Consider the following 26,277-nt stretch of genomic DNA (forward strand, 5'->3'; position numbering starts at 1 on the left):
CCTTTCCCGATGACCGGTTACCGGCGTGGACGCACCAGCTGGGCCTGTTGGATGGCCGCCACCGGACCGTGCTCGTCGAACAACATTCCGCGCGACACGCCGACTCCGTCGGCGCCGTAGTGGTTTTCGGCCCGGACGCCGATCCACGGGCCCACCGGAAGTCGATTGATGTGCACGGCCAGATCGGTGTTGAGGAACGTGAACTCAGCGGTGTCGAGCCGACTGCCCATGCCGTTGGCGATGTCGGCGACGGTGAACAGTCGCTGCACGGGCGTCATCTCCTCGCCGGCGACGAGGTCGACCAGCGGCGTGGCCCAGCATTCGGCCTGCTCGCTGTGCAGGATGTCGTTGAGCCAGCGCCAGTCCAGACTCTGGATGTAGGTGCGGTCGGTGCCGTCGTCGGGCGTCCTGCTCCGACCCTCGCAGACCGGCCGCATGGGCTCGGCGGGGGAGTGCGGCAGCGGCACGGTCTCGGATCGCTGGAACCGCCACGCCGACGCGATCGCGACCGGCCTGGGCGTCCCGTCCGGTCCCGCCGCGAGCATCTCGGCGTCGATCAACTCGATCTGGCGGCCGGGACGCCGGAGGCAGGCGTGCACCCACAGATCGCCGGCCGCCGGCACCGGGCCCAGCAGGTCGACGACGACTCGGCTCAGTCGTGCGTCGTCGCGGGGCGCACAGCGTTCGGCCGCCCGGACCAGCAGCGCCGACACCGGGGCGGCGTTCTGCATGTCGGCGCCCCAGGTGCTCACCACGTGGTCGGAGGCGGTGAACCTCTCGCCGTGGACGTCGTCGGCATCGACGAGGTCGTAGTAGGCGTCGGTCACGTCCCGTCCTGTCTCGCATCCTGCGGCGGCCATCAGCAGGATAAGGTGACTTTTACCGAAAGCACAACTGGATGGCTTACAGGAGGCGATGGTGGCCGTGGTGGAGGCGCAGGACCCCGGCGTGGTCTTCGATCCGTTCAGTGCGGAGTTCTACCGCGACCCGCACACCGCGTATCCGCGACTCCGTGCCGAGGCTCCCGTGTACTACAACGCCACCCACGAGTTCTACGCACTGAGCAGACATGCCGACGTCGCCGCCGGGCTGAAGGATTTCGCGACGTATTCGTCGGCCTACGGGGTGGATCTCGGCATGGTCCGCCGGGGCGAGAAGGTGCCGGCGAAGATGCTCATCTCGATCGACCCACCCGAACACCGCGCGATGCGCAGCCTGGTCAACAAGGTCTTCACCCCGCGGGCGATGGAGGCGCTGCGTGCGATGGTGTCGCAGACGGTCGAGCGGTTCCTCGGTGCGGTGCAGGGCCGCGAGTTCGACGTGGTGCAGGACTTCTCGGTGTACTTCCCGGTCGACGTGATCACCCAGATGCTGGGCGTGCCGGAGAAGTACCGCCAGCAGGTCCGGTTGTGGATCGACGAGTCGCTGCACCGCGAGCCGGGACAGATCGACATGTCGGAGTCCGGCATGCAGGCGATGGCCGAAACCTGGCTGATGTACTACGAACTGATCAAGCAGCGGCGGGAGGAGCCGCGCGACGACATGATCAGCGCGCTGATCGCCGCCGAGGTGACCCGCGAGGACGGAACCGTCGACCGGCTCAGGGACTCCGAGATCGCCGGCTTCGCCACGTTGCTCGGCGGCGCCGGCGCCGAGACGGTGACGAAGCTGGTCGGCAGCGCCGCGGTGACGTTCGCGCATCATCCCGGCCAGTGGCGCCGGCTGTGTGAGGACCGGGGCAGGATCGGCGTGGCGATCGAGGAGCTGCTGCGCTATGACTCACCGGTGCAGTACAACGTGCGCCGGTCCACCCGTGACGTCACGCTGCACGGCGTCACGATCCCGGCAGGAGCGCCGGTCTTCCTGCTGGGCGCATCGGCCAACCGCGACCCGGACGCGTGGACCGCCCCGGACGTGTTCGACATCGACCGTGACCGTGCCGAGGCCCAGAACCTGGGCTTCGGCTACGGCATCCACAGTTGCCTCGGTGCGGCGCTGGCCCGGCTGGAGACCTCGATCGCGCTCGACAAGCTGCTGGACTTCATGCCGCGCTACGAAGTGGACTGGTCCGGGTGCCGGCGGGTGAGCATGCAGAACGTGTCCGGGTGGTCCCACGTGCCGGTCCGGGTCCTGCGGTAACTCTCAGCGCGGATCGATCAGGTCGCGCAACCGCTCGGCCGGAAAGACCGTCGCCTCCAGCGCGCCGACGCGCTCGGCCAGGGCCCGGTCGGACGTCGCGACCCGGATCTGTTCCGGGTGCGCGTCGGCGCGGATCATCCGGACGATCTCGTCGTCGGCGGAATTCGGCGCCGGGGCGGGCGCGCTCGCCACCGTCACCACTGCGGATTCGATCGGTGGCGACGGCGGGCGCTCGAACACCACCGTCACGTCGGCGTCGTCGGCGACCGCCCATCGCTCAAGGTTCTGCACCAGCGTGGCCATCGCCCGGTGCCGGTTGCGCCACCACCCGTCGGGGCGGCAGCCGATCACGTTCATCCCGTCGACGATCCAGCGCATTGTGGGCAGACTAGCGAAGTAGTACCCGGCTGGAGGCGCCGAACGTGCATTCCACGCGGCCAGATCGCGAAAAATACCGCGTGGAATGCGATTTCGGCGGGGAAGCGGTCAGGCGATCGCGCCCTTGTCCTTGAGCGCCTCGATGCGGTCCCAGTCCATCCCCAGTTCCATCAGCACGATCTCGGTGTGCTCGGAGGCCTGCGGCGCGCGGGTGGTCTGCAGCGGCTCGTGGTTGAACTGCACCGGCCCGCGCACCACCTTGAACGGTTCCCCGCCGTCACTGGCCTCGACCTCGACGACCATGTCGTTGGCCAGCGCCTGCTCGTCGCTGCCCAGATCGACCAGGCTCTGGAACGGCGCCCACTGGCCCCTCATCGTCTTCAGATGCCGGCGCCAGTAGTCGAAGGGCTTGCTGCGGATCGAGTCGGCGATGAGTTCGACTGCGGCCGGGGCATTCTCGATCAGGGGCATGACCTCACTGAACCGCGGGTCGTCGGCGAGCTCGGGCAGACCGAGATGCTCGAACGCGTCGCGGATGTAGCCGGTCGGGCTGACGATGCACAGGTTGATGGTGCCGCCGTCGGACGTGAGGTAGTTACCGAGGAACGGGTTGACCGACGGGCTTGCGGAGTCCGGCATCAGCGAGCGCATGGTCTCGCCGGTCTCCATGCCCTGGGTCACGCTCGCGCCGGCCGCCCACCAGGCGGTGCTGAGCAGCGACACGTCCAGTTCGACCGCCTCGCCGGTGCGCTCGCGGTGGAACAGCGCCGCCGAGATCCCGCCGGCGATGTTCATCCCGCCGATCGAGTCGCCGAACGCCGGAATGCCCTGGGACAGCGCGCCGCCGATCTCCTCCGGCGTCAGCGCGTGCCCGACGCCGCTGCGGGTCCAGAACGCGGTGCCGTCGAAGCCGCCGGTGTCGCGCTCGGGGCCCTTGTCACCGTAGGCGCTGCCGCGGGCGTAGATGATGTCCGGATTCACCGCGCGGATGTGCTCGATGTCGAACTTGTTCTTCTGCCGCTGCGCGGGCATGTAGTTGGTCAGGAAGACGTCGGCGGTCTTGGCGATCTCGTAGAGCACCTCCTGGCCTTCGGGGGTGGAGACGTCGATACCGACGCTGCGCTTGCCGCGGTTGGGATGCTCGATCAGTGGATGACGGTTGGGGTCCAACTGGAAGCCACCCATGTTGATGAAGCCACGTTGGGTGTCACCGCGCACCGGGTGCTCGACCTTGATGACGTCGGCGCCCCAGTCGGCGAGGATTGCGCCTGCCGCGGGAACGAACGTGAACTGCGCAACCTCGAGGACGCGGACGCCCTCCATCACCTTGATCAAGTGCGATCCCTTCCGACGACGGTGTCTTTCGGGGGAGTCTAGCGGAGCGCCAATACTGTAATGTTTACCGTTGAATATCCGGGAGCGGTGGCCGCGGAGGTGCCAAGTGAGCGAAGCGCGGGCCGGGACGGTCGACGGTACCCAGACCAGTGTGGAGTGGGGCAGGCGCGCGGCACAGCGTGCCGAGCCCCGCATGCTGATCGCGGGTGATCTCGTCGAGGCGGCTTCCGGGGCGCGGTTCGACAACCACAGCCCCGCGACCGGCACCGTGCTGGGGGTGACGGCCGCGGCGGGCGGCGAGGACATGAACCGCGCGATCGCCGCGGCGCGCACGGCATTCGACACGACCGACTGGTCGACCAACCGGGACCTGCGCAGGCGGTGCCTGGACCAGTTGCAGGCAGCGATCGAGTCCGAAAAGGACGAGTTGCGAACCGAACTCGTCGCCGAGGTCGGCTGCCCGGTGATGACGACCGAATCCGCGCAGCTGGACTGGCCGCTCGCCGAAGCGTTGCGCTACCCGGCGCAACTGATCGAGACCTTCGAATGGGAACGCGTGCTCGACGGCGGCGGTCTGTTCGGCGAGCGCAACATCCGGACCGTCGTCAAGGAGGCGGTCGGTGTCGTCGCCGCAGTGACACCGTCGAACTTTCCGATCGAGGTCATCCTCAACAAGCTCGGCCCGGCGCTGGCGGCGGGCAACACCGTCGTCCTCAAGCCGGACCCGCACACCCCGTGGAATGCGACCCGGCTGGGACGCCTGATCGCCGAGAAGACCGACATCCCGCCGGGTGTGGTCAACGTCGTGACGACACCCTCGAACGGCGTCGCCGGCCTGCTGGGTACCGACCCGCGGGTGGACCTGATGTCGTTCACCGGGTCGACCGCGGTCGGCAAGCTGCTGATGCGCCAGGGCGCGGACACGATGAAGCGCATGTTCCTCGAGCTCGGCGGCAAGTCGGCGGCCATCGTGCTCGACGACGCGAACCCGGCGGTGATCGTCCCGACAGCCATGGGTGTCTGCGTGCACGCCGGGCAGGCCTGCGCCGCAACGACCCGGATGCTGATCCACCGGTCGCTGTACGAGCAGGCCGTCGTCGACATCACCGCCGCGTATCAGCTTCTGCCCGTTGGGGATCCGGTCGACCCGGGCACGCTCGTCGGGCCGGTGATCAGCGCCACGCAGAAGGACCGGGTGCTCGCCGCGATCGAGGGCGCGCGCCGCGACGGCGCGGAGATCATTGCCGGCGGGGGAGAGGTGCAGGGACTGCCCGAGCATCTGGCCGGCGGGCACTTCGTCGCGCCGACGGTGATCACCGGCGTCGACAACAGCGCCGCGATCGCGCAGCAGGAAGTGTTCGGACCGGTTCTGGTGCTGCTGCCTTTCGATGATGACGACGACGCGGTGCGCATCGCCAACGACAGCGCCTTCGGCCTCGCCGGTGCGGTGATGTCGCGGTCGGCCGAGCGGGGGATGAACATCGCCCGGCGCGTGCGCACCGGCGCTTTCGGAGTCAACGGCGGCATGTTCTACGGCGCCGACGCCCCGTTCGGCGGCTACAAGAGCAGCGGTGTCGGAAGGCAGTGCGGCATCGAGGGTTTCAAGCAGTACCTGGAAACCAAGACCATCGCCCGGCGCGAGCGACGCCAGAGCTGATCATCTCCGCGAGCGTGAAACCAGGGCTGTGATGAGAGCCTGCTTCGCGACCCGGAATGCTATTCCGCGGGGGTGAAGGTGACCGGCAGGGCGGTCGGGGAGCGGAACGGCTGACCGTGGATGTGCGGGTCGTCGTCGGTGAGCAGCTCGATGTCGGTCAGCCGGGTCAGTAGCGTCTCGAGGGCGACCCGAGTCTCCATGCGGGCCAGGTGCAGACCCATGCAGGTGTGCTCGCCGGCGGCAAAAGACAGGTGCGGCATCCTTTTCCGGAAGATGTCGAACTCCTCGGACCGCTCCCACCGGGCCTCGTCGCGGTTGGCCGACCCGATGCACACGTCGATCACCGCACCGGCCGGGATCTGCACGCCGTCGATCTCGGTGTCCTCGGTGGCGAAGCGCTGCACGGTCGTCAGCGGTGTCTCGTAGCGCAGCCCCTCCTCGATGGCCGGTTCGATCAAAGCGGGGTCGGCGTTGACGGCGTCGAACTGGTCGCGGTGGGTGAGCAGCAGGTAGAGCAGATTGCCCGACGAGCGGAACGTGGTCTCCAGGCCGGCGGGCAGCAGCAGACGCAGAAACGAGTAGATGGCCTCGTTGGTGAGGCGTTCGCCGTCGATCTCGGCGGACACCAGGTCGCCGATGATGTCCTCGGTGGGGGCGGACCGGCGCCGGTCGATCTGACCGAGGAAATAGTCCTTCAACGCAGCGGACGCCTCGAACGCTCTCTTGTGCTTGACGGTGTAGCTGATCAGCTCGACCGCGCGCCGACGGAACCACGGCAGGTCCTCCTCGGGCAGGCCGAGCAGCCGGGAGATCACCCGGGTGGGAAACTCCAGGGTGAAGTCGCGGATCAGGTCTGCCCTGCCGCGCTCGATGATCTCGTCGATCAGGCCGTTGACGACGGGCCGCACGATCTCGGGCTCCCACCGCGCCAGGGATCTGGTCTTGAACGCCGCGGAGACGAGGTTGCGGTGATCCCAGTGGGTCCTGCCCTCCATGGCCAGGATGGTCGGGCCGATGAACAGCCCGATGGTGGAGTCGTAGATCTTGGAGTTGAACACCTTGCCGTCGCGGAACACCCTGTTGACCGCGTCGAACGACACCGCGGCATAGAGCTTTTCGGGACGCAGTGAGTCCGGTGTCTTCGACCAGTCCATCACCGATCCGCGGAAGACCCCGCCCTCGGCCCTGCGGCGCGCGAACATCGGATAGGGATCGCGCAGATCGATCGGCTCGTCCATCGCGAGGTCCTGCGCATCCGTCTCCACGAAGGTACTGTAATCCTTACGGTAATGCTGTGTACAGTGCCTCCAGCGCGATCGGCGCACCGGCCGTCATCGCCGTGACGAACCCCGAATCCACGTGCAGGTCCTGACCGTTGATCCACTGCGCGGCGTCGGAGGCCAGGAACGCGATGACGGGCACGACGTCCTCGACGGTGCCGTGCCTGCCGTAGGTGTCGCGCAGCATGTCGAGGATCTCCTTGCCCATCGTCTGCTCGAAATCGGCCAGGATCGGGGTCTGCACCGGCCCGGGGCTGACGGTGTTGACCCGAACCCCGTAGCGGGACAGCGCCGAACCGGCCAACCGCTTGGCGTAGAGGATCACCGCCTGTTTGGACGACGTGTACACCGGATAGGACGGGTCCTGGCGGGCCTGCCAGGCGGCGACGGCCTCGGCGTCGGTGGCGGCGAGCAGTTCGGAGAGTTCGTCGAGGCGCTGCTCCCAGCCGATTCCGGCGATCGACGCGACGGCCACCACTGCACCGCCGCGGCGCATACGCGGCAGCATGCCCTCGACCATCAGGCGCATGCCCAGGTAGTTGACCGTCAGTACATCGTCAGCCGGAGCGGTGCCGGGGACGCCGGCCACGTGCGCGAGCACGTCCCACCCGGTTCCCAGGCCGTCCAGCAGTGCGGCGATGCTGTGCGGGTCGCGCAGATCGCACTGTGCATGCGCCGAAGCCGGTGTGTCATTGGGGCGCAGATCGACGGCCAGCACGTGGTCACCGCTGTGGTGGAAGTGCGCGGCCACGGCCGCGCCGATGCCGGAACCTGCTCCGACGACGACGATCCTGCGCTTGTCCGCCTGCATGCGCACCGCTTCCCGTCACGTCCCGTAATAACGACAGTAAGCATGACTGTACCGCGGTCGACAATGCCGCAGCGGGTGTTACCGTTGCCGATACCGCAGGCGGTGTCGGACAGAGGAGTCGCGCATGGCAGTGCTGCTGGGCGGCATGACCGCCAGCCGGCAGGAACCGATGTCGGCGATCCTCGAACGGCAGCGGGCGGCGTTCATCGCCGACGGACCACCGGATGCGGCGCTGCGGCGCAACCGCATCGACCGGATGCTGGCTCTGGTTCTCGACAACGCCGACGACTTCGTCGACGCGATGACCGCGGACTTCGGCACCCGGCCGCGCGCCGGATCGCTGTTCACCGAGATCATGGGCATGATCTCGGTGATCGAACACACCAGAGCCCATGTGCGGCAATGGATGAAGCCCGCCAAGCTGATGCGCCCGGCCCGTCCGCTCGGCCTGCGGGCCGAAGTGCGGCCGTCACCGCTCGGGGTCGTCGGGATCATCGGCCCGTGGAACTTCCCGCTGAACCTGGTGGTGCTGCCCGCCGTGGCGGCGTTCGCCGCAGGCAACCGGGCGATGATCAAGATGTCGGAGGTGACGCCCCGCACCGCGGACCTGATGGCGGCCGTCGCACCCGCGTACTTCGACGCCGCCGAACTCGCGGTGATCACCGGTGGCGCCGACGTCGCCGCGGATTTCGCGGCACTGCCGTTCGACCACCTGTTCTTCACCGGGTCTCCGGACGTCGGGGCGCTGGTGCAACGGGCGGCCGCAGCCAATCTGGTGCCGGTGACCCTGGAACTCGGCGGCAAGAACCCGGTGGTGGTCGGGCCCGCCGCCGATGTCGAGCGCGCGGCCGGGCGAATCGCGCAGGGCCGCATGATCAACGGCGGCCAGGTGTGCGTGTGCCCGGATTACGTGTTCGTCCCGGCCGATCGGGTGGAGAAGTTCGTCGCGATCGCCCGGGACACTCTGCGCGGCATGTTCAGCTCGATCGTGGACAACGACGACTACTGCTCGTCGGTCAACGAGGCCAACTTCGACCGCGTCGTCGGCCTGATCGAGGACGCCCGCGCCAAGGGCGCGAGGGTCGAATCGGTGGCGCCGCCGCACGAGTCCCTTCCCGACCGCCGGACGCGCAAGATCGCGCCGACGCTGCTGCTCGACGTGGACGACGGCATGCGGATCGCCGACGAGGAGACGTTCGGTCCGGTGCTCGCCGTCCGGCCCTACGAACGCCTCGCCGACGTCGTCGACTACGTCAACGCGCGCCCGGCGCCGCTGGTGGCCTACTGGTTCGGTCCCGACGACGCCGACTTCCGGTGGTTCGTCGAACGCACCCGCAGCGGTGGCGTCGCGCGCAATGACTTTGCCGCACAGATGATCCCGTCGGCGGCACCGTTCGGCGGCGTCGGGCGCAGCGGCATGGGCGCCTACCACGGCAAGGCGGGGTTCGACGCGTTCAGCCACTACCGCACGGTGGTGGGCAGCGATCTGCCGTTCACCGTCACCGGCCGCGCGGCGCCACCGTTCACCCGCTCGACGACGATGACCACCACGCTGGCGCTGCGGCTGGTGCAGCGCCGGACGCGCAGGCGGCTCAGGAACCGCTGACGGCCTGCTCGCGCGCCCACCGGTAGTCGGCCTTGCCGGCCGGGCTGCGCTCGATCACCGGACGGAACACCACCGCCTTGGGCAGCTTGTACCGGGCGACCACCGTCGAGGCGTGCTCGACCAGTTCCTCGGCGGAGACGCTCGCGCCGTCGGCGAGCGCCACCACGGCAACCACCTCCTGGCCCCAGCGTTCGCTGGGCCGTCCCGCCACCACGACGTCGGCGACCGCGGGATGCGACGCGATCGCGGACTCGACCTCCTCGGCGAAGATCTTCTCGCCGCCGGAGTTGATGGTGACCGAATCGCGGCCGAGCAGTTCGATCGCCCCGTCGGCGAGATGGCGGGCCCGGTCGCCGGGCACCGAGTAGCGCACGCCGTCGATGACGGGGAACGTCGCCGCGGTCTTGGCGGCGTCGCCCTTGTAGCCCAGCGGCACATAGCCGCGCTGGGCCAGCCAGCCCATGTCGTCGTGGCCCGGTTCCAGGATCGACCCGAGGTCCTCGGCGGCGACGAAGGTGTCCGGCCCTGCGGTGAACCGGCCCGTCGACACCGCTCCTGGAGCCGACATGTGCGTCATCTGGGCGCCGGTCTCGGAGGACCCGACGCCGTCGACGACGATCAGGTTCTGCTTGGCGTCGATCAGGCGCTGCTTGGCGGTCGGGGTCAACTGCGCGCCGCCGTTGGCGACCACGGCCAGCGACGACAGGTCCGCACCGGTGCGCTCGAACGCCTCGGCCAGCGGGCGGGCCATCGCGTCACCGACCACGGTGACCGCGAGAACCTTCTCGCGCTCGATGGTGGCGATCACGTCGTCGACGTCGAGGTGGCTGGTGATCGGCGAGAACACCACGGTCTGGCCGGTGTTCATCGCGGTGAAGACCGCCCACTGCGCGGCGCCGTGCATCAGCGGCGGCAGCACCATCAGCGTGCTGCCCGGGGATTCGGCGCACCGCTGTGCGACGTCGTCCAGCGACGAGATCAGCTCGCCGGTATAGAGACTGCGGCCGCCGAAGGAGGCCATGAAGATGTCGTGCTGGCGCCACAACACGCCCTTGGGCATGCCGGTGGTGCCGCCGGTGTAGAGCACGTACAGATCGTCGGCGGACGGTTCCACGGGTGGCGGATCGGACGGGCCCTCGGCCACGATCGACTCGTAATCGACTGCGCCGGGCAACAGTTCGTTGGCGGAGTCGTCGGCGATCTGGATCAGGACCCTGAGGTCGGGCAGCCCGGGAAGCACCTCGGCAAGCCGGGGGGCGAACGCGGCGTGGTAGAGCAGCGCGGTGGCGCCGGAGTCGGCCAGCAGATACTGCAGCTCGCTCTTGACGTAGCGGTAGTTCACGTTGAACGGGGCCACCCGGGCCCGCCACGCGCCCAGCATGCCTTCGACGTACTCGGGTCCGTTGTGGGCGTAGATGCCCAGCAGATCCTGGCCGACCTCATGGCCGGGCAGCTCGGATCGCTCGGTGTGGCAGCCCAACCCCTGCGCATGCAGGTAGGCGCCGAGCCGGTTGGCGCGCGCGACGACCTGCGCGTAGGTGTAGCGGCGATCGCCCTGGACGATGAACTCGCGATCGCCGATCACGGCGGTGACGGCATCGGCGGCGGCCGGGACGGTGAACTGAATCGACTCGGTCATGCGAGCGACTCTAGACGGAAGCCCCGATCGAGTGGACAGTTGTCCAAAAGTTGTATGCCCATCGTCGGGTCACCGCCACGCGTCGAGCAGTTCGTCGGTGGTGGTCACCGTTGCCAGCAGCGACAGCGTGTTGTCGATGACCGCGGTCGCGTACTCCGTCGGTATTCCGGCGACGGCGTCGCGGGGCAGGACCACCCGGTAGCCGGCATTGACGGCGTCCATCACCAGGTTGATGATCGCGACGTTCACCGACACGCCGACGGCCACGATGGTCCGCACGTCGAGGTTGCGCAGGATGGCGTCGAGGTCGGTGCCGCCCATCGGTCCCACGCCGTGCCAGCGGTGCAGCACGAGATCCGTCGGCTGCAGCCCGACCTCGGGAACCGGCAAGGTGCCGGGGCTGCCCGGGGTGAGGTCCACCCCGGACGCGCCGAGTGCGAAGAGCTTGGCGTTGCGATTGGCTCCGCGCCCGTCGGCGCGCCGCTGCACCAGGCAGTGCACCACCGACGTGCCCGCGCTCCTGGCCGCAGGCAGCAGGCGCGCGATGTTGGGCAGCGCCTCCCGGCGCGCCTCGCCGGCCAGCACGGCCAGCCCGGCGTCGGGTCCCACCACCGCGCCCTGGCACTCCTGCGTCACCACTGCGGTGTGGGCGGGGGCGACGAGCTCGGCGAGCGGAATCCTCATGCGGTGGTCGCGCCGGCGGGCGGTACCTCGGCGGGAACCTCGTAGAACCGTAGCGCCCATTTGCGCATCGCCATGTACGGTTTCGCGTCGATCTTGGCCAGCGGGGGGTTCTCCACGTACTTCTGATAGCGCCAGATGTCGCAGTCCTCCCAGACGGTCTTGAGGAACTGCCGCTGGACCTTCTCGATCACCTCGGGTGGCGGCACGTCCGACGTCTCGCCGGGCAGCTTCGGCCACCAGATCGAATAGAACATGTCCGAGACCTCGTCGTCGACCGGCGTGCAGGCGAAGATCAGTCGGTGGTTCGACGATCCCTCGAACGCGCTCATCGCGAAGCCGAGGCCGGAGAAGTGGCTGTGGATCTTCAGTGCCATCACGTCGGGGTCCTCGCTGCGCGCGTCGGGCCAGCCGGTCAGGAACCGCCACTCCTCGTCGACGTGCTCCCAGTGCAGGCACACCGGGGTCACGGTGGCACCGTGCACGTACCGGAAATGCGAGCTGTCCGGGCCGTTCTCGGCGACGATCTGCGGGTGGACGGGAATGGCGTCCGCGCGGCTGGAGAACTCCGGATACGGCCGGTAGTAGGCGTTCGCGTCGGTGTCGAACTGCGGGAACTTCCAGAAGATGTCGGGCAGCTCCCACTGCGGGTCCTCGCCCTGGGGCTGGTGCCACATGAAGATGCAGCCGTACTGCTCCTTGACCGGGTAGGACCGCAACCTCAGTCCGCGGTTGGGGCGGTCCGGCTGGTAGGGGATGTAGGTGTTGGCGCCGTCGGGCCCCCACCGCCAGCCGTGGAACGGGCATTCGACGCAGTCGCCGACGACCTTGCCGCCGTGGCCGATGTGGGCGCCGAGGTGCTTGCAGTGCGCCTCCAGGACGTGCAACCGGCCCGACTCGTCCCGGTATGCGGCCAGATCCTCACCGAAGTACCTGAGCGCCTTGACGTCACCGACCTCGTACTCCGCGGACCAGCCGATCATGAACCACCCGGTGACCTTCCAGGTGAACGGGACTTTCATCACGACTCCCTCCGGTGTCACGAACGGAGGTCGCGGCAGCGGATCGGCCGGATCCCCCACGCGCTCCTGTAGACGTCGATACTGTAACAGCAACAGTATCCTGAGCCCGGAGGAACCGTGACGATCGACGATGGCGCTGCCCGGTTCGACGCGATCGTCGTCGGCGCCGGCTTCTCCGGCCTCTACGCGCTGCACCATCTGCGCGAGCGCGGACTCCGGGTGCGCGTCCTGGAACGGGCCCACGGCGTCGGCGGCACCTGGCTGTTCAACCGCTATCCCGGCGCGCGCTGCGACATCGAGAGCATCGAGTACTCCTACAGCTTCTCCGACGAGATCCAGCAGGAATGGGTCTGGACGGAGACGATGCCGACCCAGCCCGAGATCGAGGCGTACCTGAACTTCGTGGCCGACCGGCTCGACCTGCGGCGGGACATCGCGTTCGGGAGGGACGTGGTCGCGATGACGTTCGACGAGCACACCGCCGAGTGGGCCGTGCGGACCTCGGCGGGGGAGTCGTTCGTCGCGCCGTTCCTCGTCGCCGCCACCGGGATCCTGTCGGTGCCGCTGGAACCGTCGATCCCCGGGATGGACACCTTCGCAGGCAGATCGCTGTTCACCAGCCGCTGGCCGGCCGACGGCGTGGACCTGGCCGGCCTGCGCGTCGGGGTGATCGGCACCGGTTCCACCGGGGTTCAGCTCATCCCGGAGGTGGCCCGGGAAGCCGGACAGCTCACGGTCTTTCAGCGTTCGCCCGCTTACACGCTGCCGTGGGAGGTGCGCGCTTTCGCGCCGGGCGAGCTCGACGCGCTCAAGGCCCGCTATCCCGAGATCCGCGCCGCTCAGCGCGAGCACCCGGTGGGCGCGGCGCGGCTGAGCGCGTTCTCGGTGCTGCTGGAGATGCTGGTCAAGCCTCCGCTGAAGTCCGCGTCCCGCGAGGAGCGGACGCGGGCCGTCGAGGAACGCGGCATCATGGGCGCCCTCGACTGGGGCGACCTCTTCTTCGACATCGACGCCAACCGGATGGCGGCCGAACTCTACGGCGAAGCGGTCGCGCGTATCGTCGACGACCCCGACACGGCCAGGGCGCTGACACCGAGTCATCCGTTCGCGTGCAAGCGGCCCATCATCGACCAGGGCTACTACCAGACCTTCAACCGCGACAACGTCTCGCTGGTCGACCTGCGCGAGGACCCGATCGTGGCCGTGCGGCCCCGCGGGCTGGAGACCCGGGGCGGGCTGCACGCACTCGACGTGCTCGTCTACGCGACGGGCTTCGACGCGATGACCGGGGCGCTGAGCCGGATCGACGTTCGGGGCCGGGGCGGCGCGTCACTCGGGCGGTTCTGGGCCGAGGAGGGGCCGTTGAGCTACCTCGGGCTGGCGGTCGCCGGCTTCCCGAACCTGTTCACCGTGCAGGGGCCCGGCAGCCCCGCGGCTGCGTCGAACTTCGTTGCCGCGCTGGAACAGAACGTCGAGTGGATCGGCGCCTGCGTGAGCTACCTGCGCGCGCACGGCTACCGCACCATCGAGGCGCTGCCGGAGGCGCAGCAGGAGTGGATCGAGGAGGCCACCGCGCTGGTGGCGACCACCGTCCTCGTGCACCCGTCGTGCAACTCCTGGTACAACGGCGGCAATGTGCCCGGCAAGAAGCGCATGTACATGGGTTACACCGCGGGAATCCCCGAGTACCGCCGGCGGTGCGACGAGATCGCGCAGGCCGATTACCGCGGGTTCGCACTGACGTGAGGCCGGCCGAACGGATCGTGCGGATCGCCGGGGACCTGGCCGGCGTGGTGCCCCGGGCCCATTCCGCGGTGGCTTCCGACACCGGGTGGAACCCGTTGTCGCTCCTGGGGATCCGACAGTTGAGCGAGGTCGTCCTCGACGAGCTGGCGCTGACCGGGATGACGCTGACCGCGCCGCCGCCCAAGCCGCAACGGTCGGTGGACTCGTGCGCGGCCGCGGCGGCCGAACTGTCGATGCTGGGGGTGCGCGGTGCCCACGCCGACCCGGCGCCGCTGCGGGTGCAGGCCTGTCGACGCCGCCGGTTCGGCCGACAGGTCTACGAGCAACTGCGCTTCGACCACGACCCCGCACTGCCCGCATCCCTGGCCGCATTCGGCGGGCAGGCGCAGGCCGTCGTGCACCTGTGCCGTTCCGGCGAGGCCGGCAGGCCCTGGCTGGTGTGGGTGCACGGCGCCGGACAGGGGCAGCCCGTCGACCTGCTCGTGTCGCGGGCACGCCACCTGCACGACGAGTTGGGGTTCAACGTCGCGCTTCCCGTACAACCGGGATGCGGAGTCCGGCGCGACGTGTGGCCGGAGTACCCGAACATGGATCCGCTGGCCAACATCGCGGGGATGATGCGGGCCGTCTCGGAGGTACGTGCACTGGTGCGATGGCTGCGACCCAGGGCCGAGTCCGTTGTGGTGGCCGGGGTGTCGATGGGAAGCCCGGTGGCAGGGCTGGTTTCGCATCTGGAGACGGTCGACGGGGTCGCGGTGTACACCCCGATCTCCGGGCTGAACGCGATGATCGCCGCCCACCTGGGTCGCTGGGGACCCTCGGTGGCCGACACCGCTGCGGTGCTGCGGTCGACGGCCGCCGAGCAGGCGGCCGCCGCGGTCGACTACCACGCCGTCGCACCCACCGCGCCGCCCGAGCGCCGCCTGATCGTCGGCGCCTGGCACGACCAGATGGCCCGCAGGGAACCCGCGCTCGCGCTGCACGACCGGTGGGGAGGGCGGCTGCACTGGCATCGCGGCAGCCACGTCGGGCACCTGTTCGCCGGCGGGGTGCAGAAGGCGTCGGAGGAGTTCCTGCGGTCCGTCGTCGCGCGGACACGCCCGGGTTCCGGCTAGCCTGCGCCGTAGGCGCCGACGAGGCGCGCCCGCGCGTAGGCGAGCTCGTCGGCGAACTCGTACGGGTAGGCCTGCATGATCCACTGATAGGCCGCGCCCAGCACGGCGGAGCCGAAATCGTTGACCGCCCGGGCGATATCGACATCCTCTCGCACGGATCCGTCGGTGACGCCGTGGCGCAGCCCCGCTTCCACGGTGCCGGCCGCACGTTCCAGCCACATGCGGATGTACGGGTGGGCCCGTGACGTCTTCTTGGCCGCCTCGAAGGTCAGCACGAAGACCGCGCGGCACAGGTCCGGGTCCTCGGCGTACAGCAACGCGATCCGGTCGACGTGTGCGAGGGCCTGCGTCATCCCGTCGGAGCCGGGATCAGGTGCCGGGCTCAACTTCTTCTCGTACTCGACGGCGAACAACGTCTCCAGCAGCGCGTCCTTGCTGCCGTAGCGGGCGTGCACCATCGCCCGGCTGTAGCCGGCGCGCTGGCCGATCTCCGCCGCCGTCGTTGCCTCCCAGCCTTTCTCGCCGATCAGCGCGACGGCGGCCCGGAGCAGCCGGTGAGCCGAAAGCTCAAGGCGCTGAGGCTGGGTCAACCCTCTGGCGGGGGAAGGCACCCTTGCATGTTAATCGCCCGACCTCTAACTTAGTTGCGCGGCGTCAAATAACTGTGGGAGGTCAACGGTGACTTCGGGAACGACCGACGCGGGCAACGCGACCGCGGTGCCGGGCAGCGTCGCGGGCCTGACGCCGCAGTGGCTGACCGATGTCCTGCACACCGATGCCGGGCTGCCGCGCACGGCTCTGGTCACCGACGTCCGCGCCGAGCGGATCGCCGAGGACTCCGGGTTCTCGTCGCTGCTCTACCGCCTGCACCTCACCGGTGACGACGTGCCCGCGACCCTGATCGCCAAGCTGCCCGCCGAATCCGAGGCCCGCGGCGCGATGGAACTGCTGGACGGCTACCGGCGCGAACTCAGGTTCTACCGCGACGTGGCCGGCCGCGCGCCGATGGACACGCCGCGGGTCTATGCCGCGCGGATCGCCGAGCACTCGGTCGATTTCGTGCTGCTGCTGCAAGACCTGCGCGACTGGGACAACGCCGACCATCTCGCCGGCTTGTCGATGGACCGGACCCGGCTGGCCATCGCGAACCTGGCCGCTCTGCACGCCTGGTCGGCCGATCCCGTCAACTGCTCTGCGCTGCAGAGTTTTCCGAGTCTGTCCACACCGGTGGTCCGGGAACTGCTGGTGCCTGCGTTCGGGCCGGGGTGGCAGGTGTACCGCGACAGGTCCGGCGCTGCCGTCCCGCGCCGGGTGGCGCGGTTCGCCGAGCGGTTTGCCGAGTCGGCACCCCAGGCGCTGTCGGCGCTGACCGAGCACTCGATGCTGCTGCACGGCGACATCCGGGCCGACAACATGTTCTTCGACGGCGACCGGCTCAAGATCGTCGACTTCCAGTTCGCGTCGGTGGGTTGCGGCGCCGCGGACATCGGCTACCTGGTCAGCCAGGGTCTGCCCACCGCGGTGCGACGGGGCCATGACCAGTCGCTGGTGCGGGAGTACCTCGGGGCGTTGCGGGACCGCGGCCTCACCTCCTACGGCTTCGACGACGCCTGGCGGCACTACCGGTTCGCGGTGGCCTATCTGATGATGCTCCCGGTCATCACGCTGATCGGCTGGGACACCTTGCCGGAACGCTCGCGGGCGCTGTGTCTGGAACTGACTGCCCGCGCCGTCGCCGCGGTGGACGACATCGACGCGACGGAGGTCTTCGCGTGACCCGATCCGCCCGTGAGGTGGTCGAGCAGTACAACCTGGTGGTCTGGAATCAACGGGACTTCGCACTCGCCGAGGAGTTGATGGGCGACAGTGTGATCCGCCACGACGTGGGGGAGTCGTCCACCCTGACCCACGAGCAGGCGGTGGCCCGCATCGTCGATCACTGGGACATGTTCTCGGCCATCCGTTTCGACCTCAACCTCGTGGTCGCCGGCGACGACGGAGAGCACGTGGCGATCGTGTACCAGTCGCCGATGACTCTCAAGGACGGCACCGAGACGACGATCAGCAGTATGGAGATCTTCCGCGTCGTCGATGGCAGGATCACCGAAGTCTGGAATTGCGGCTACAAGCAAGGGATTTGGTCATGACGGGTGCGACGCTGGATGAACTGGGCTACTACCTGCTGGCCGGCGCCGGGGGTGAGGGTCCCGCCACGCTGATGGACGAGGCCCGCCGTGGTGAGGAACTGGGCTTCGGGACGGGGTTCATCTCCGAACGGTGGAACGTCAAGGAAGCGTCGTCGTTGACGGGGGCGGCGCTGGCGGTGACCAATCGCATGCAGATCGCGACCGCGGCCACCAACCACAACACCCGCCATCCGCTGATCACGGGCTCGTGGGCGACCACGATGCACCGGCTCTCCGGCGGCCGGTTCACACTCGGCATCGGCCGCGGGATCGGCGCGATCTACAGCGCGTTCGGGATACCCGCGGTGACCACCGCGCAGATGGAGGACTTCGCGCAGGTGATGCGCAAGCTCTGGCACGGCGAGCTGATCTTCAACCACGACGGGCCCCTGGGCAAGTATCCGGTGCTGTTCCTCGACCCGGACTTCCGGGAGGATATCCGGCTGGCCATCGTCGCGTTCGGACCGCAGACCCTCGCGCTGGGCGGCCGGGAGTTCGACGACGTCATCCTGCACACCTACTTCACCCCCGAAACACTGCAGCGTGCGGTCAAGACGGTCAAGGACGCCGCCGAGCAGGCCGGCCGGGATCCGGCCTCGGTGCGCGTGTGGTCGTGTTTCGCGACCGTCGGCGACCACCTGCCCGAGGAGCTGCGGCTGAAGAAGACCGTGGCCCGGCTGGCCACCTACCTGCAGGGGTACGGCGACCTGCTGGTCACCACCAACGGGTGGGATCCAGCTGTGCTGCAACGGTTCCGGGACGACAAGGTGGTCCAGTCCGTCGGCGGCGGTATCGACCACAAGGCCACCGCCGAGCAGATCGAACACATCGCCACGCTGATCCCCGACGAATGGCTCGAGCCTGCCGCCACCGGATCGGCGGAGCAGTGCGCGGCGCGGGTGCGCAAGGAGTTCGACTATGGCGCGGACGCGGTGATCATGCACGGCGCCACGCCCGACGAACTGGCCCCGGTCGTCGCCGCCTACCGCGCGATGGGGTGAATCCGGCGCGCTATGCGACACCGAGGGTGCCTGTGCGCGCCGGATCCGCAGGGGGCTAGGGGGTGATCGCCGTGCGGGTCACCGGTTCGGCGGCGGCCTGGCGGCTGTGGAGACCCCGCTCGAGCGCGTCGAGCAGCACGTCGCGCGTCTCCTGCGGGTGGATCAGGTCGTCGAAGCCGAGGTGCCCCGCCGACCGGAACGACGCATCCACCTCGGCCTGACGCAGCTTGGCCTCGATGTCCTCGCTCGCGTGCGAGGCCCGGCTCAGCGCCGCCGCGCTCATCGCGCCCATGGTCGCGCCCGGGTAGGCGAACGTCGCGCTCTGGTTGTCGAAGCCCAGCAGCGACATCACCATCGACCCGAAGCCGTACGCCTTGCGCAGTGTCACATGCAGTTTCAGCGTGGTCGCGGTGGTCTGGGCGGCGAACATGCGGGCGCCGCTGCGCAGTACGCCGGTCTTCTCCGAGCGGCTGCCGGGCAGCATCCCCGGGTTGTCGGCCAGGAACACGATCGGCAGGTGGAACGCATCGGCGACCATGATGAAATGCGCTGCCTTGTCGGCGGCATCGGCGTCGATGGAGCCGGCCAGCACCTTGGGCTGGTTGGCAACCACCGCCACCGGATGCCCGCCGAGGTGGGCGAGCGCGGTGATCATGGCCTTTCCGAACCTGGGTTGTACCTCGAACCAGTCGGTGTCGTCGAAGACCACGTCGAGCACTGCGCGCATGTCATAGACCTGGCGGTTGCCGCGCGGCACGATGTCCAGCAGTTCCGGCGTCGACCGGCGCGCGGTCGCCGGGCCCCCCGGAAGCGAGGGCGGGTAGGACCACGCGCTGGACGGGAAGTACGCCAGGTACCGGCGGATGTCGTCGAGCACCGCGGCATCGTCTCGCCCGAGGTTGTGGATCACCCCGCTGGCCAGCGCGACCGACGGCCCGCCGAGGTCCTCCTTCGAGATCTCCTCGCCGGTGGACTCTTTCACCACCGGCGGGCCCGCGGTGAAGATCGCACCCTGGGGGGTCATGATCGTCCAGTCGCAGACCGGCGCGACCAGCGCGCCGTGCCCGGCCGACGGCCCGAAAAGCCCGCTGACCGTGGGCACCAGGCCCGAGCAGCGGGCCTGGGCCAGCAGGTCGGTCGGTGCGCGCCCGTAATGCTCCCCGCTGGGCCGGAATCCCGCGCCCTCCAACAGCATCACCAGCGGTACCCGATCCCGCAGTGCCAGCTCGGCGAGCCGGTACCGCTTGGCGTTGCCGCCGGGCCCGATGCTGCCGGCCAGCGTGGTGAAGTCCTCGGCGCCGACGAGCACCGGCCTGCCGTCGATCAGGCCCGACCCGGTGACGATGCCGTCGGCGGCGATGTCGCCGCCGACCAGCGTGCCGAACTCCCGGAACGAGCCCTTGTCCAGCAGGTGCCCGAGGCGGCCGCGGGCGTCCAGTTTGCCTTTGCCGTGGTGCTTGGCCAGGCGGTCCTCGCCGCCCATGGACGTGGACACCCCGCGCCTGCGGGCGAGCTCGGCGAGAGTGTCCTGCCAATCCTCGGCACTGGCCATGCGCAGACTCCTGTCCTCCGGCGGCACGCGGTTCGCAACGTTGACCTTACTGAATTGCTTACTGTAGCTTCGTTCAACATGGGTGCTGAAGGCGGCCTGAAGGTGGACGCTGCCGTCGTCAGTCAACTGTCCCACGTTCCCGCCGCGGCGAGGACGCTGGAACAGCGGGGCTACGACGGTTGCTGGACGGCCGAGATCAACCACGATCCGTTCCTGCCGCTGACCTTGGCGGCCGAGCACACCCACTCCATCGAGCTCGGCACCAGCATCGCGGTGGCGTTCGCACGCAACCCGATGACCGTGGCCCAGATCGGCTGGGATCTGCAGGACTACTCGCAGGGCCGGTTCATCCTGGGTCTCGGGTCGCAGATCAAACCGCACATCGAGAAGCGGTTCAGCATGCCGTGGGGCCGACCCGTCGCCCGGATGCGGGAGTTCGTGCTGGCGCTGCACGCGATCTGGGGGTGCTGGGGCGACGGCACCCGATTGGATTTCGTCGGCGAGTTCTACCGGCACACGCTGATGACGCCGATGTTCGTCCCGCCCAGGCAGCCGCACGGCGATCCCAAGGTGTTCGTCGCCGCGGTCGGGGACCGGATGACCGAGATGTGTGGTGAGGTGGCCGACGGCCTTCTCGCGCATGCCTTCTCGACGCAGCGTTACGTCCGCGAGGTCACCATCCCGACGTTGACGCGCGGCATCGAGCGGGCCGGACGCACCCGGGGTGACGTCGAAGTGGCCTGCCCGCTGTTCGTCGTCACGGGCCAGGATGAGCGCCAGATGGCCGACGCGGCGGCGGCCACCCGTAAGCAGATCGCGTTCTACGCGTCCACGCCGGCCTACCGCAGTGTGCTGGACCTGCACGGCTGGGGCGAGTTGCACGGCGAGCTGCACCGGCTCTCCCGTGCCGGTGAGTGGGACTCGATGGGGTCCCTCATCGACGACGCCATCCTCGAAGAGTTCGCGGTCGTCGCACCGGTCGACGACCTGGCCGACAAGATCCGGGCGCGCTGCGACGGACTGATCGACCGTGTGCTGGTGGGCTTTCCGCCGTCCATCGACGAGGCGACGGTCGTCGACCTGGTCACCGATCTGCGCAACGGCGCATGACGAAGGAGACACCGATGACTGTTCGAATCGCCGACGGAGCGGCCGGGGTCTTCGCCGATCCCAGCGCGTACGCCGACGAAACCCGACTGCACGCGGCGATGACGCACCTGCGCCGCAACGCGCCGGTGTCGTGGGTGGAGGCCCCGGGGTACAACCCGTTCTGGGCGATCACCAAGCACGCCGACATCATGGCGATCGAACGAGACAACGCGGTGTTCACCAACTCGCCGCGACCGGTGCTGACGACCGCCGAAGGTGACGCCCAGCACGAGTCGATGGGCATCAGCACCCTGATCCACCTCGACGATCCCCAGCACCGCAAGGTCCGGGCGATCGGCGCCGACTGGTTCCGGCCGAAAGCCATGCGCGCGTTGAAAGTCCGGGTCGACGAGCTCGCGAAGACCTTCGTCGATCAGATGTACGACCGCGGTGGCGAATGCGACTTCGTTCAGGAGGTCGCGGTGAACTTCCCGCTGTACGTGATCATGTCGCTGCTCGGCATCCCGGAGTCCGATTTCCCGCGGATGCTGACCTACACCCAGGAACTGTTCGGCAACGACGACGCCGAACTGCAGCGCGGGGCGAGCATGGAGGAGCGCGGGCTGGCACTGTTCGACATGTTCAACTATTTCAACGAGATCACCGCCGCGCGACGCGCCCACCCCACCGAGGATCTGGCCTCGGCGATCGCCAACGCCCGGATCGACGGGGAACCGCTGTCCGACATCGACACGGTGTCCTACTACCTGATCGTGGCCACCGCCGGTCACGACACCACCAGCGCCACCATCTCGGGTGGCCTACAGGCGCTGATCGAGAACCCGGACCAGCTGCAGCGGCTCCAGCAGAACCGCGAGCTGCTGCCGCTGGCGGTCGAGGAGATGATCCGCTGGGTCACCCCGGTCAAGGAGTTCATGCGAACGGCGCAGCAGGACACCGTGGTTCGCGGTGTGCCGATCGCGGCGGGGGAGTCGGTGCTGCTGTCCTACCCGTCGGGCAACCGGGACGAGGATGTGTTCACCGATCCGTTCCGGTTCGACGTCGGGCGTGACCCGAACAAGCACGTCGCGTTCGGTTACGGCGTGCACTTCTGCCTGGGGGCGGCGCTGGCACGCATGGAGATCAGCAGCTTCTTCGCCGAGCTGCTGCCGCGGCTGACCTCGGTCGAGCTGGCCGGGCGGCCCGAGCACATCGCCACGATCTTCGTCGGTGGGCTCAAGCACCTCCCGATCCGGTACACGCTGACCCGCTGAGGTCCGCCGAACGTGCATTCCACGCGGCCGCCGGCGGGTTCTGGCCGCGTGGAATGCGGTTTCGGCGCGAAAGAAGGCGTCAGCAGCAACGGGCTCCCGGATTGGCGTCGGCCGCCGCATGCCGGTGCCGCCAGTACTCGCGTTCGGACATCGGCGGTTCACCGGGGTGGGTGCGGGCGTGATGGTCCAGGTAACGCTGGTAATGGTTGTCGCCCATCAAGGATTTGCAGTACCAGCCGAGCTGACCGAGGGCCGCCCGTGTACTTGCGGTAATGCGTCCCATTGCTTCTGCACCTCCTTCTCTGCCGGGGTCATGACCATGCCGGACGGGGCGAAGATCCGCGACGGTATCGGGTCGTCCTCGCTCGTCGGGCCCGCGTTGCCGCGAATCGCCTTGAGCGCCACGATCACTCCGGCGGTGACCACGACGATCACCAGCACCGCGAAGATGATCGACAGCGTGCCCTGGATGAACGTGTTGCGGATGACGGCGTCGAGCTGACCGGCGTCCTTGGCCGCACCGAAACTCGTCGCGCCGCCGTCACGGGCGTTGCGGTACTGGAAATGCTGCGTCCAGTAACCGACCTTGGGATCCCCGGAGAAGATCTTCTGCCAGGAGGCCGTCATGGTCACCACCAGATCCCACAGCAGCGGAATCCCGGGTATCCAGGCCCATTTCAACAATCCGCGCTTGATCACCACGACCGTCACCACGGTCAGCGCGATGGCCGCCAGCAGCTGGTTGGCGATACCGAACAGCGGGAACAGCGTGTTGATGCCGCCCAGCGGGTCGGTCACCCCCATCAGCAGGATGCTGCCCCACGCGGCGACGACCACCACACTGCAGATCCACGCACCGACCCGCCAGCTGGGGTTGCGCAGCTTCTTGAACGGACCGCCGAGGTTGCTCAGGCCGTCAGACAACATGAACCGGGCCACCCGGGTACCGGCGTCGACCGTGGTGAGGATGAACAGCGCCTCGAACATGATCGCGAAGTGGTACCAGAACGCCTTGAGGCTTGCGCCGCCGAAGACCTGGTGCAGCACCTCGGACATGCCGAACGCCAGCGTCGGGGCGCCACCGGTGCGGGACACGATGGATTCCTCACCGACGCCCGCGGCGGCATCGGTGATCTCCTGGGCGGTGATCGGCGCACCGGACAGGCCCAGGCCGTTGACGTAGTCGGCCGCGCTCTGGGCGGTGGTTCCCGTCGAGGCGGCGGGGGCGTTCATCGCGAAGTACAGGTGCTGGTTGAGGATCGCGGCGGTGATCAGCGCCATGATCGCCACGAACGACTCGGTCAGCATGCCGCCGTAGCCGATGAGCCGCATCTGGCTCTCCTTCTCCAGCAGCTTGGGCGTGGTGCCCGAGGAGATCAGCGCATGGAATCCCGACAGCGCACCGCAGGCGATGGTGATGAACAGGAACGGGAACAGCGAACCGGCGAACACCGGCCCCGTGCCGCTGGCGGCGAACGACGAGATCGCCGGCGCCTCCATCACCGGCCGGGCCAGCAGGATGCCGATCGCCAGCAGCGCGATCGTGCCGACTTTCATGAACGTCGACAGGTAGTCGCGGGGGGCCAGCAGCAGCCACACCGGCAGCACCGACGCGGCCAGGCCGTAGAGGATGATGCACCACGACAGCGTCACCTTCGACAGCGTGAACCACTCGACGCCCCAAGCGGTGTCGGCGACCCAGCCGCCCGCGACGACCGCAAGCAGCAGCAGTGCCACGCCGATCAGCGAGACCTCCGAGACGCGGCCCGGCCGCAGGTACCTCAGGTACAGGCCCATGAAGATCGCGATCGGGATCGTCATCGCGATGGAGAAGACGCCCCAGGGACTTTCGGCGAGCGCGCCGACCACCACCAGCGCCAGCACCGCCAGCAGGATCACCATGATGACCAGCACGCCGATGATCGCGGCGGCACCGCCCACGACACCGAGTTCGTCGCGCGCCATCTGCCCCAGGGACCGCCCGCGCCGCCGCACCGAGATCGACATCACCAGGTAGTCCTGCACGCAGCCGGCGACCACGGCGCCGATGATGATCCAGATCGCGCCCGGCAGATAACCCATCTGGGTGGCCAGCACCGGGCCCACCAGCGGTCCCGCCCCGGCGATCGCGGCGAAGTGGTGACCGAAGAGCACCCGCCGGTCGGTCGGCATGTAGTCGGTGCCGTTCTCGAAAACCTCTGCCGGCGTGGCGTTGTCGTCGCGCGGGCGGACGATCTTCATCTCGATGAGCCGGGCGTAGAACCGGAAACCGATGACGTAGGTGCAGACCGCGGCAACGACGAACCAGACCGCGTTGACCGTCTCTCCGCGGAAGAACGCGATCATCGCCCAGGCGATGGCGCCGAGCACAGCGACGACGGCGAAGATGATCCGGTGCTTGACGGTGATCGGTGATCTGTCGATGATCGCGACAGGCGGCAGGTCCTTGTCCGTCCGGATGTAGGTGATGTCCCCATCGGTCTCTTCGACGCGTTCCGATGGTGCGGCGGTGGGTGTGGCCACGGTGTCTCCCGGTTCCTTCGTCGGCTCGACTGCGTTTCTGCCCTGGATCCATGCCTCGTCTCGATACTGGCACCGGACGGAGCGCACATGTGGGGAAACCCCCGTTTGGGACCTCAGCTTCCGCGATCGTAGATTTCGCGCACGGTGTCGATCGTGTCGGCCTCTGCGGCGGTCTTGTCGTCGCGGTATCGAAGCACACGGGCGAACCGCAGCGCCATCCCGCCCGGGTAGCGCGACGACGTCTGGATTCCGTCGAATGCGATCTCGACGACCTGCTCGGGCCGCACCGTCACGACGTACTGATCTGTGGGGCTTCGATCTGATGTCGCGGCCGGCGCCGCTCCGTCGGCCAGTTCCAGGAACCGCCCCGTCTGCCACGTCAGCATCTCGTCGGTCATGCCCTTGAACGTCTTGCCGAGCATCACGAAGCCGCCGGTGGCCGGATCACGCGCGCCGAGATGAATGTTGGACAGCTTGCCGGTGCGCCGCCCCGAACCCCATTCCACGGCGAGCACCACGAGATCGAGGGTGTGCACGGGCTTGACCTTGAGCCAGCCGGCACCGCGCCGCCCGGCCTCGTACGGCGCCGACGGGGACTTGGCCATCACGCCTTCGTGACCCGCGGCCAGCGTCGCCTCGAGGAAGGCCTGCGCCGCGGCGGGGTCGGAGGTCTCCAGCCGGTCGACACGCTGGGCGGCAGGCACGGTCGCGTCGAGCCTGGCGATGCGCTCGCGGGAGGGCAGGTCGAGCAGGTCGACACCGTCGGCGTGCAGCAGATCGAAGAAGAACACCGACAGGCGCTGCTGCATCGGGTCCGGCGTGCCGCCGCGGCGGCCGAAGCGCGACGCGGTGACCTGGAAGCGGTGCGGACGGCCATCGGGGCGCAGTGCGATCGCCTCGGCGTCGGCGATCAGGTCGGTGACCGGGAGCGCCAGCGTCGCGTCGACGACCTCCGGCAGCCGGGCGGTCACGTCGTCGAGGCTGCGGGTGAAGATCGACACCGTGTCGCCGCGGCGGTGGATCTGCACGCGTGCGCCGTCGAGTTTGGCCTCGAACAGCGCGGGCCCGCCGAGGCGGTCGAGGGCGTCGGCGACACCGGAGGCCGTCTGCGCCAGCATCGGGCCCACCGGCCGGCCCACCTGCAGGGTGAACTGTTGCAGCGCGGGCTCACCGTCGGCGACGGCCGCGGCGGCCACCGAGGGCAGGTCCCCGCCCAGCATCGCGGCGCGGCGCACCGCGGCGG

General features: G+C 68.8%; 23 protein-coding genes. 10 read left to right on the top strand and 13 right to left on the bottom strand.

Translation table 11 applies throughout. The features are described 5' to 3' along the window. Positions 1–17: 17 nt before the first annotated feature. Positions 18–827: a thioesterase family protein gene (locus tag MVA01S_RS09030; protein ID WP_040540210.1), complete on the bottom strand. Its 810-nt coding sequence runs from the start codon at positions 825–827 to the stop codon at positions 18–20. A gap of 88 nt (positions 828–915) precedes the next feature. Between MVA01S_RS09030 and MVA01S_RS09035 the strand changes: the two genes are divergently transcribed. Continuing rightward, positions 916–2,139 (top strand): cytochrome P450, encoded by a 1,224-nt coding sequence (locus MVA01S_RS09035; RefSeq protein ID WP_003928799.1) that lies wholly within the window; start codon positions 916–918, stop codon positions 2,137–2,139. 3 nt (positions 2,140–2,142) lie between these two features. Here the strand turns inward: MVA01S_RS09035 and MVA01S_RS09040 are convergent, their stop codons facing one another. Next, positions 2,143–2,517: an NYN domain-containing protein gene (locus MVA01S_RS09040; RefSeq protein WP_003928798.1), complete on the bottom strand. Its 375-nt coding sequence runs from the start codon at positions 2,515–2,517 to the stop codon at positions 2,143–2,145. A gap of 108 nt (positions 2,518–2,625) precedes the next feature. Then, positions 2,626–3,840, bottom strand: coding sequence for a CaiB/BaiF CoA transferase family protein (locus tag MVA01S_RS09045; RefSeq protein ID WP_003928797.1), 1,215 nt, complete (start codon positions 3,838–3,840; stop codon positions 2,626–2,628). Positions 3,841–4,045: 205 nt separating this feature from the next. Here MVA01S_RS09045 and MVA01S_RS09050 point away from each other — a divergent pair, with 205 nt between their 5' ends. Further along, the gene (locus tag MVA01S_RS09050; RefSeq protein ID WP_086006019.1) at positions 4,046–5,509 is read left to right on the top strand and encodes an aldehyde dehydrogenase family protein; all 1,464 of its coding nucleotides are present in this window, start codon (positions 4,046–4,048) and stop codon (positions 5,507–5,509) included. Positions 5,510–5,568: 59 nt separating this feature from the next. Here MVA01S_RS09050 and MVA01S_RS09055 read toward each other — a convergent pair whose 3' ends face one another. Both MVA01S_RS09055 and MVA01S_RS09060 read right to left on the bottom strand, forming a co-directional pair. Continuing rightward, complete coding sequence (locus MVA01S_RS09055) at positions 5,569–6,747, bottom strand: cytochrome P450 (protein WP_040540207.1); 1,179 nt, start codon at positions 6,745–6,747, stop codon at positions 5,569–5,571. A 43-nt stretch (positions 6,748–6,790) separates the two neighbouring features. Next, positions 6,791–7,600 (bottom strand): 3-alpha-hydroxysteroid 3-dehydrogenase, encoded by an 810-nt coding sequence (locus MVA01S_RS09060; protein WP_003928794.1) that lies wholly within the window; start codon positions 7,598–7,600, stop codon positions 6,791–6,793. Positions 7,601–7,724: 124 nt separating this feature from the next. Between MVA01S_RS09060 and MVA01S_RS09065 the strand changes: the two genes are divergently transcribed. After that, positions 7,725–9,206 carry a coniferyl aldehyde dehydrogenase gene (locus MVA01S_RS09065; RefSeq protein ID WP_003928793.1) on the top strand — a complete coding sequence of 494 codons (1,482 nt, stop codon included), beginning with the start codon at positions 7,725–7,727 and terminating at the stop codon, positions 9,204–9,206. On the opposite strand, the gene MVA01S_RS09070 is transcribed toward MVA01S_RS09065, so the two are convergent. The 3 genes from MVA01S_RS09070 to MVA01S_RS09080 form a co-directional block, all read right to left on the bottom strand. After that, complete coding sequence (locus tag MVA01S_RS09070; RefSeq protein WP_003928792.1) at positions 9,193–10,845, bottom strand: medium-chain acyl-CoA ligase Mig; 1,653 nt, start codon at positions 10,843–10,845, stop codon at positions 9,193–9,195. The genes MVA01S_RS09065 and MVA01S_RS09070 overlap by 14 nt on opposite strands. Before the next feature lie 69 nt (positions 10,846–10,914). Next, on the bottom strand, positions 10,915–11,529 hold the full coding sequence (locus MVA01S_RS09075) for a cysteine hydrolase family protein (protein ID WP_003928791.1): 615 nt from the start codon (positions 11,527–11,529) through the stop codon (positions 10,915–10,917). Then, positions 11,526–12,548 carry an aromatic ring-hydroxylating oxygenase subunit alpha gene (locus tag MVA01S_RS09080; protein WP_040540201.1) on the bottom strand — a complete coding sequence of 341 codons (1,023 nt, stop codon included), beginning with the start codon at positions 12,546–12,548 and terminating at the stop codon, positions 11,526–11,528. Before MVA01S_RS09080 ends, MVA01S_RS09075 begins: the two co-directional genes overlap by 4 nt. Positions 12,549–12,665: 117 nt before the next feature. Between MVA01S_RS09080 and MVA01S_RS09085 the strand changes: the two genes are divergently transcribed. Both MVA01S_RS09085 and MVA01S_RS09090 read left to right on the top strand, forming a co-directional pair. Then, on the top strand, positions 12,666–14,294 hold the full coding sequence (locus tag MVA01S_RS09085; RefSeq protein WP_003928789.1) for a flavin-containing monooxygenase: 1,629 nt from the start codon (positions 12,666–12,668) through the stop codon (positions 14,292–14,294). Beyond that, the gene (locus MVA01S_RS09090; protein ID WP_003928788.1) at positions 14,291–15,409 is read left to right on the top strand and encodes an alpha/beta fold hydrolase; all 1,119 of its coding nucleotides are present in this window, start codon (positions 14,291–14,293) and stop codon (positions 15,407–15,409) included. The genes MVA01S_RS09085 and MVA01S_RS09090 overlap by 4 nt, the downstream gene beginning before the upstream one ends. Here MVA01S_RS09090 and MVA01S_RS09095 read toward each other — a convergent pair. Next, entirely contained in the window at positions 15,406–16,020 is a 615-nt protein-coding gene (locus MVA01S_RS09095) for a TetR/AcrR family transcriptional regulator (RefSeq protein ID WP_040540093.1), read from the bottom strand. The genes MVA01S_RS09090 and MVA01S_RS09095 overlap by 4 nt on opposite strands. Before the next feature lie 67 nt (positions 16,021–16,087). On the opposite strand from MVA01S_RS09095, the gene MVA01S_RS09100 reads away from it, so the two are divergent. Genes MVA01S_RS09100 through MVA01S_RS09110 form a run of 3 tightly spaced genes read left to right on the top strand, consistent with a single transcriptional unit; the run spans position 16,088 to position 18,596 of the window. Beyond that, positions 16,088–17,185: a phosphotransferase gene (locus tag MVA01S_RS09100; protein WP_003928786.1), complete on the top strand. Its 1,098-nt coding sequence runs from the start codon at positions 16,088–16,090 to the stop codon at positions 17,183–17,185. Then, on the top strand, positions 17,182–17,556 hold the full coding sequence (locus MVA01S_RS09105; RefSeq protein ID WP_003928785.1) for a nuclear transport factor 2 family protein: 375 nt from the start codon (positions 17,182–17,184) through the stop codon (positions 17,554–17,556). The genes MVA01S_RS09100 and MVA01S_RS09105 overlap by 4 nt, the downstream gene beginning before the upstream one ends. After that, positions 17,553–18,596, top strand: a complete 1,044-nt coding sequence (locus MVA01S_RS09110) for a TIGR03857 family LLM class F420-dependent oxidoreductase (RefSeq protein WP_003928784.1) — start codon at positions 17,553–17,555, stop codon at positions 18,594–18,596. Before MVA01S_RS09105 ends, MVA01S_RS09110 begins: the two co-directional genes overlap by 4 nt. 55 nt (positions 18,597–18,651) lie before the next feature. Here MVA01S_RS09110 and MVA01S_RS09115 read toward each other — a convergent pair whose 3' ends face one another. Beyond that, positions 18,652–20,148 (bottom strand): acyl-CoA carboxylase subunit beta, encoded by a 1,497-nt coding sequence (locus MVA01S_RS09115; protein ID WP_003928783.1) that lies wholly within the window; start codon positions 20,146–20,148, stop codon positions 18,652–18,654. A 78-nt stretch (positions 20,149–20,226) separates the two neighbouring features. On the opposite strand from MVA01S_RS09115, the gene MVA01S_RS09120 reads away from it, so the two are divergent. Together MVA01S_RS09120 and MVA01S_RS09125 are read left to right on the top strand one after the other, a co-directional pair. Further along, positions 20,227–21,258: an LLM class F420-dependent oxidoreductase gene (locus MVA01S_RS09120; protein ID WP_003928782.1), complete on the top strand. Its 1,032-nt coding sequence runs from the start codon at positions 20,227–20,229 to the stop codon at positions 21,256–21,258. Between the two features lie 14 nt (positions 21,259–21,272). Next, positions 21,273–22,511, top strand: a complete 1,239-nt coding sequence (locus tag MVA01S_RS09125; protein ID WP_003928781.1) for a cytochrome P450 — start codon at positions 21,273–21,275, stop codon at positions 22,509–22,511. A 79-nt stretch (positions 22,512–22,590) separates the two neighbouring features. On the opposite strand, the gene MVA01S_RS30320 is transcribed toward MVA01S_RS09125, so the two are convergent. From MVA01S_RS30320 to MVA01S_RS09135, 3 genes are all read right to left on the bottom strand, one after another. Continuing rightward, positions 22,591–22,728 (bottom strand): YbdD/YjiX family protein, encoded by a 138-nt coding sequence (locus MVA01S_RS30320; protein WP_003928780.1) that lies wholly within the window; start codon positions 22,726–22,728, stop codon positions 22,591–22,593. Next, positions 22,728–25,034, bottom strand: coding sequence for a carbon starvation CstA family protein (locus MVA01S_RS09130; RefSeq protein ID WP_003928779.1), 2,307 nt, complete (start codon positions 25,032–25,034; stop codon positions 22,728–22,730). The genes MVA01S_RS30320 and MVA01S_RS09130 overlap by 1 nt, the downstream gene beginning before the upstream one ends. A 113-nt stretch (positions 25,035–25,147) precedes the next feature. Further along, on the bottom strand, positions 25,148–26,277 hold a 1,130-nt coding region (locus MVA01S_RS09135), incomplete at its 5' end, for an ATP-dependent DNA ligase (RefSeq protein WP_060941580.1).

The organism is Mycolicibacterium vaccae NBRC 14118 = CIP 105934, from assembly GCF_001552715.1.
In the GTDB taxonomy this organism is placed as follows: domain Bacteria; phylum Actinomycetota; class Actinomycetes; order Mycobacteriales; family Mycobacteriaceae; genus Mycobacterium; species Mycobacterium vaccae.

Excerpts from the sequence above, each read along its gene's own strand:
- MVA01S_RS09125 (WP_003928781.1), top strand. The coding sequence starts at position 21,273 with ATGACTGTTCGAATCGCCGACGGAGCGGCCGGGGTCTTCGCCGATCCC.
- MVA01S_RS09080 (WP_040540201.1), bottom strand. The coding sequence starts at position 12,548 with ATGAAAGTCCCGTTCACCTGGAAGGTCACCGGGTGGTTCATGATCGGC.
- MVA01S_RS09065 (WP_003928793.1), top strand. The coding sequence starts at position 7,725 with ATGGCAGTGCTGCTGGGCGGCATGACCGCCAGCCGGCAGGAACCGATG.
- MVA01S_RS09115 (WP_003928783.1), bottom strand. The coding sequence starts at position 20,148 with ATGGCCAGTGCCGAGGATTGGCAGGACACTCTCGCCGAGCTCGCCCGC.
- MVA01S_RS09035 (WP_003928799.1), top strand. The coding sequence starts at position 916 with ATGGTGGCCGTGGTGGAGGCGCAGGACCCCGGCGTGGTCTTCGATCCG.
- MVA01S_RS09055 (WP_040540207.1), bottom strand. The coding sequence starts at position 6,747 with ATGGACGAGCCGATCGATCTGCGCGATCCCTATCCGATGTTCGCGCGC.
- MVA01S_RS09050 (WP_086006019.1), top strand. The coding sequence starts at position 4,046 with ATGCTGATCGCGGGTGATCTCGTCGAGGCGGCTTCCGGGGCGCGGTTC.
- MVA01S_RS09060 (WP_003928794.1), bottom strand. The coding sequence starts at position 7,600 with ATGCAGGCGGACAAGCGCAGGATCGTCGTCGTCGGAGCAGGTTCCGGC.
- MVA01S_RS09120 (WP_003928782.1), top strand. The coding sequence starts at position 20,227 with ATGGGTGCTGAAGGCGGCCTGAAGGTGGACGCTGCCGTCGTCAGTCAA.
- MVA01S_RS09070 (WP_003928792.1), bottom strand. The coding sequence starts at position 10,845 with ATGACCGAGTCGATTCAGTTCACCGTCCCGGCCGCCGCCGATGCCGTC.
- MVA01S_RS09045 (WP_003928797.1), bottom strand. The coding sequence starts at position 3,840 with ATGGAGGGCGTCCGCGTCCTCGAGGTTGCGCAGTTCACGTTCGTTCCC.
- MVA01S_RS30320 (WP_003928780.1), bottom strand. The coding sequence starts at position 22,728 with ATGGGCGACAACCATTACCAGCGTTACCTGGACCATCACGCCCGCACC.
- MVA01S_RS09040 (WP_003928798.1), bottom strand. The coding sequence starts at position 2,517 with ATGCGCTGGATCGTCGACGGGATGAACGTGATCGGCTGCCGCCCCGAC.
- MVA01S_RS09110 (WP_003928784.1), top strand. The coding sequence starts at position 17,553 with ATGACGGGTGCGACGCTGGATGAACTGGGCTACTACCTGCTGGCCGGC.
- MVA01S_RS09075 (WP_003928791.1), bottom strand. The coding sequence starts at position 11,529 with ATGAGGATTCCGCTCGCCGAGCTCGTCGCCCCCGCCCACACCGCAGTG.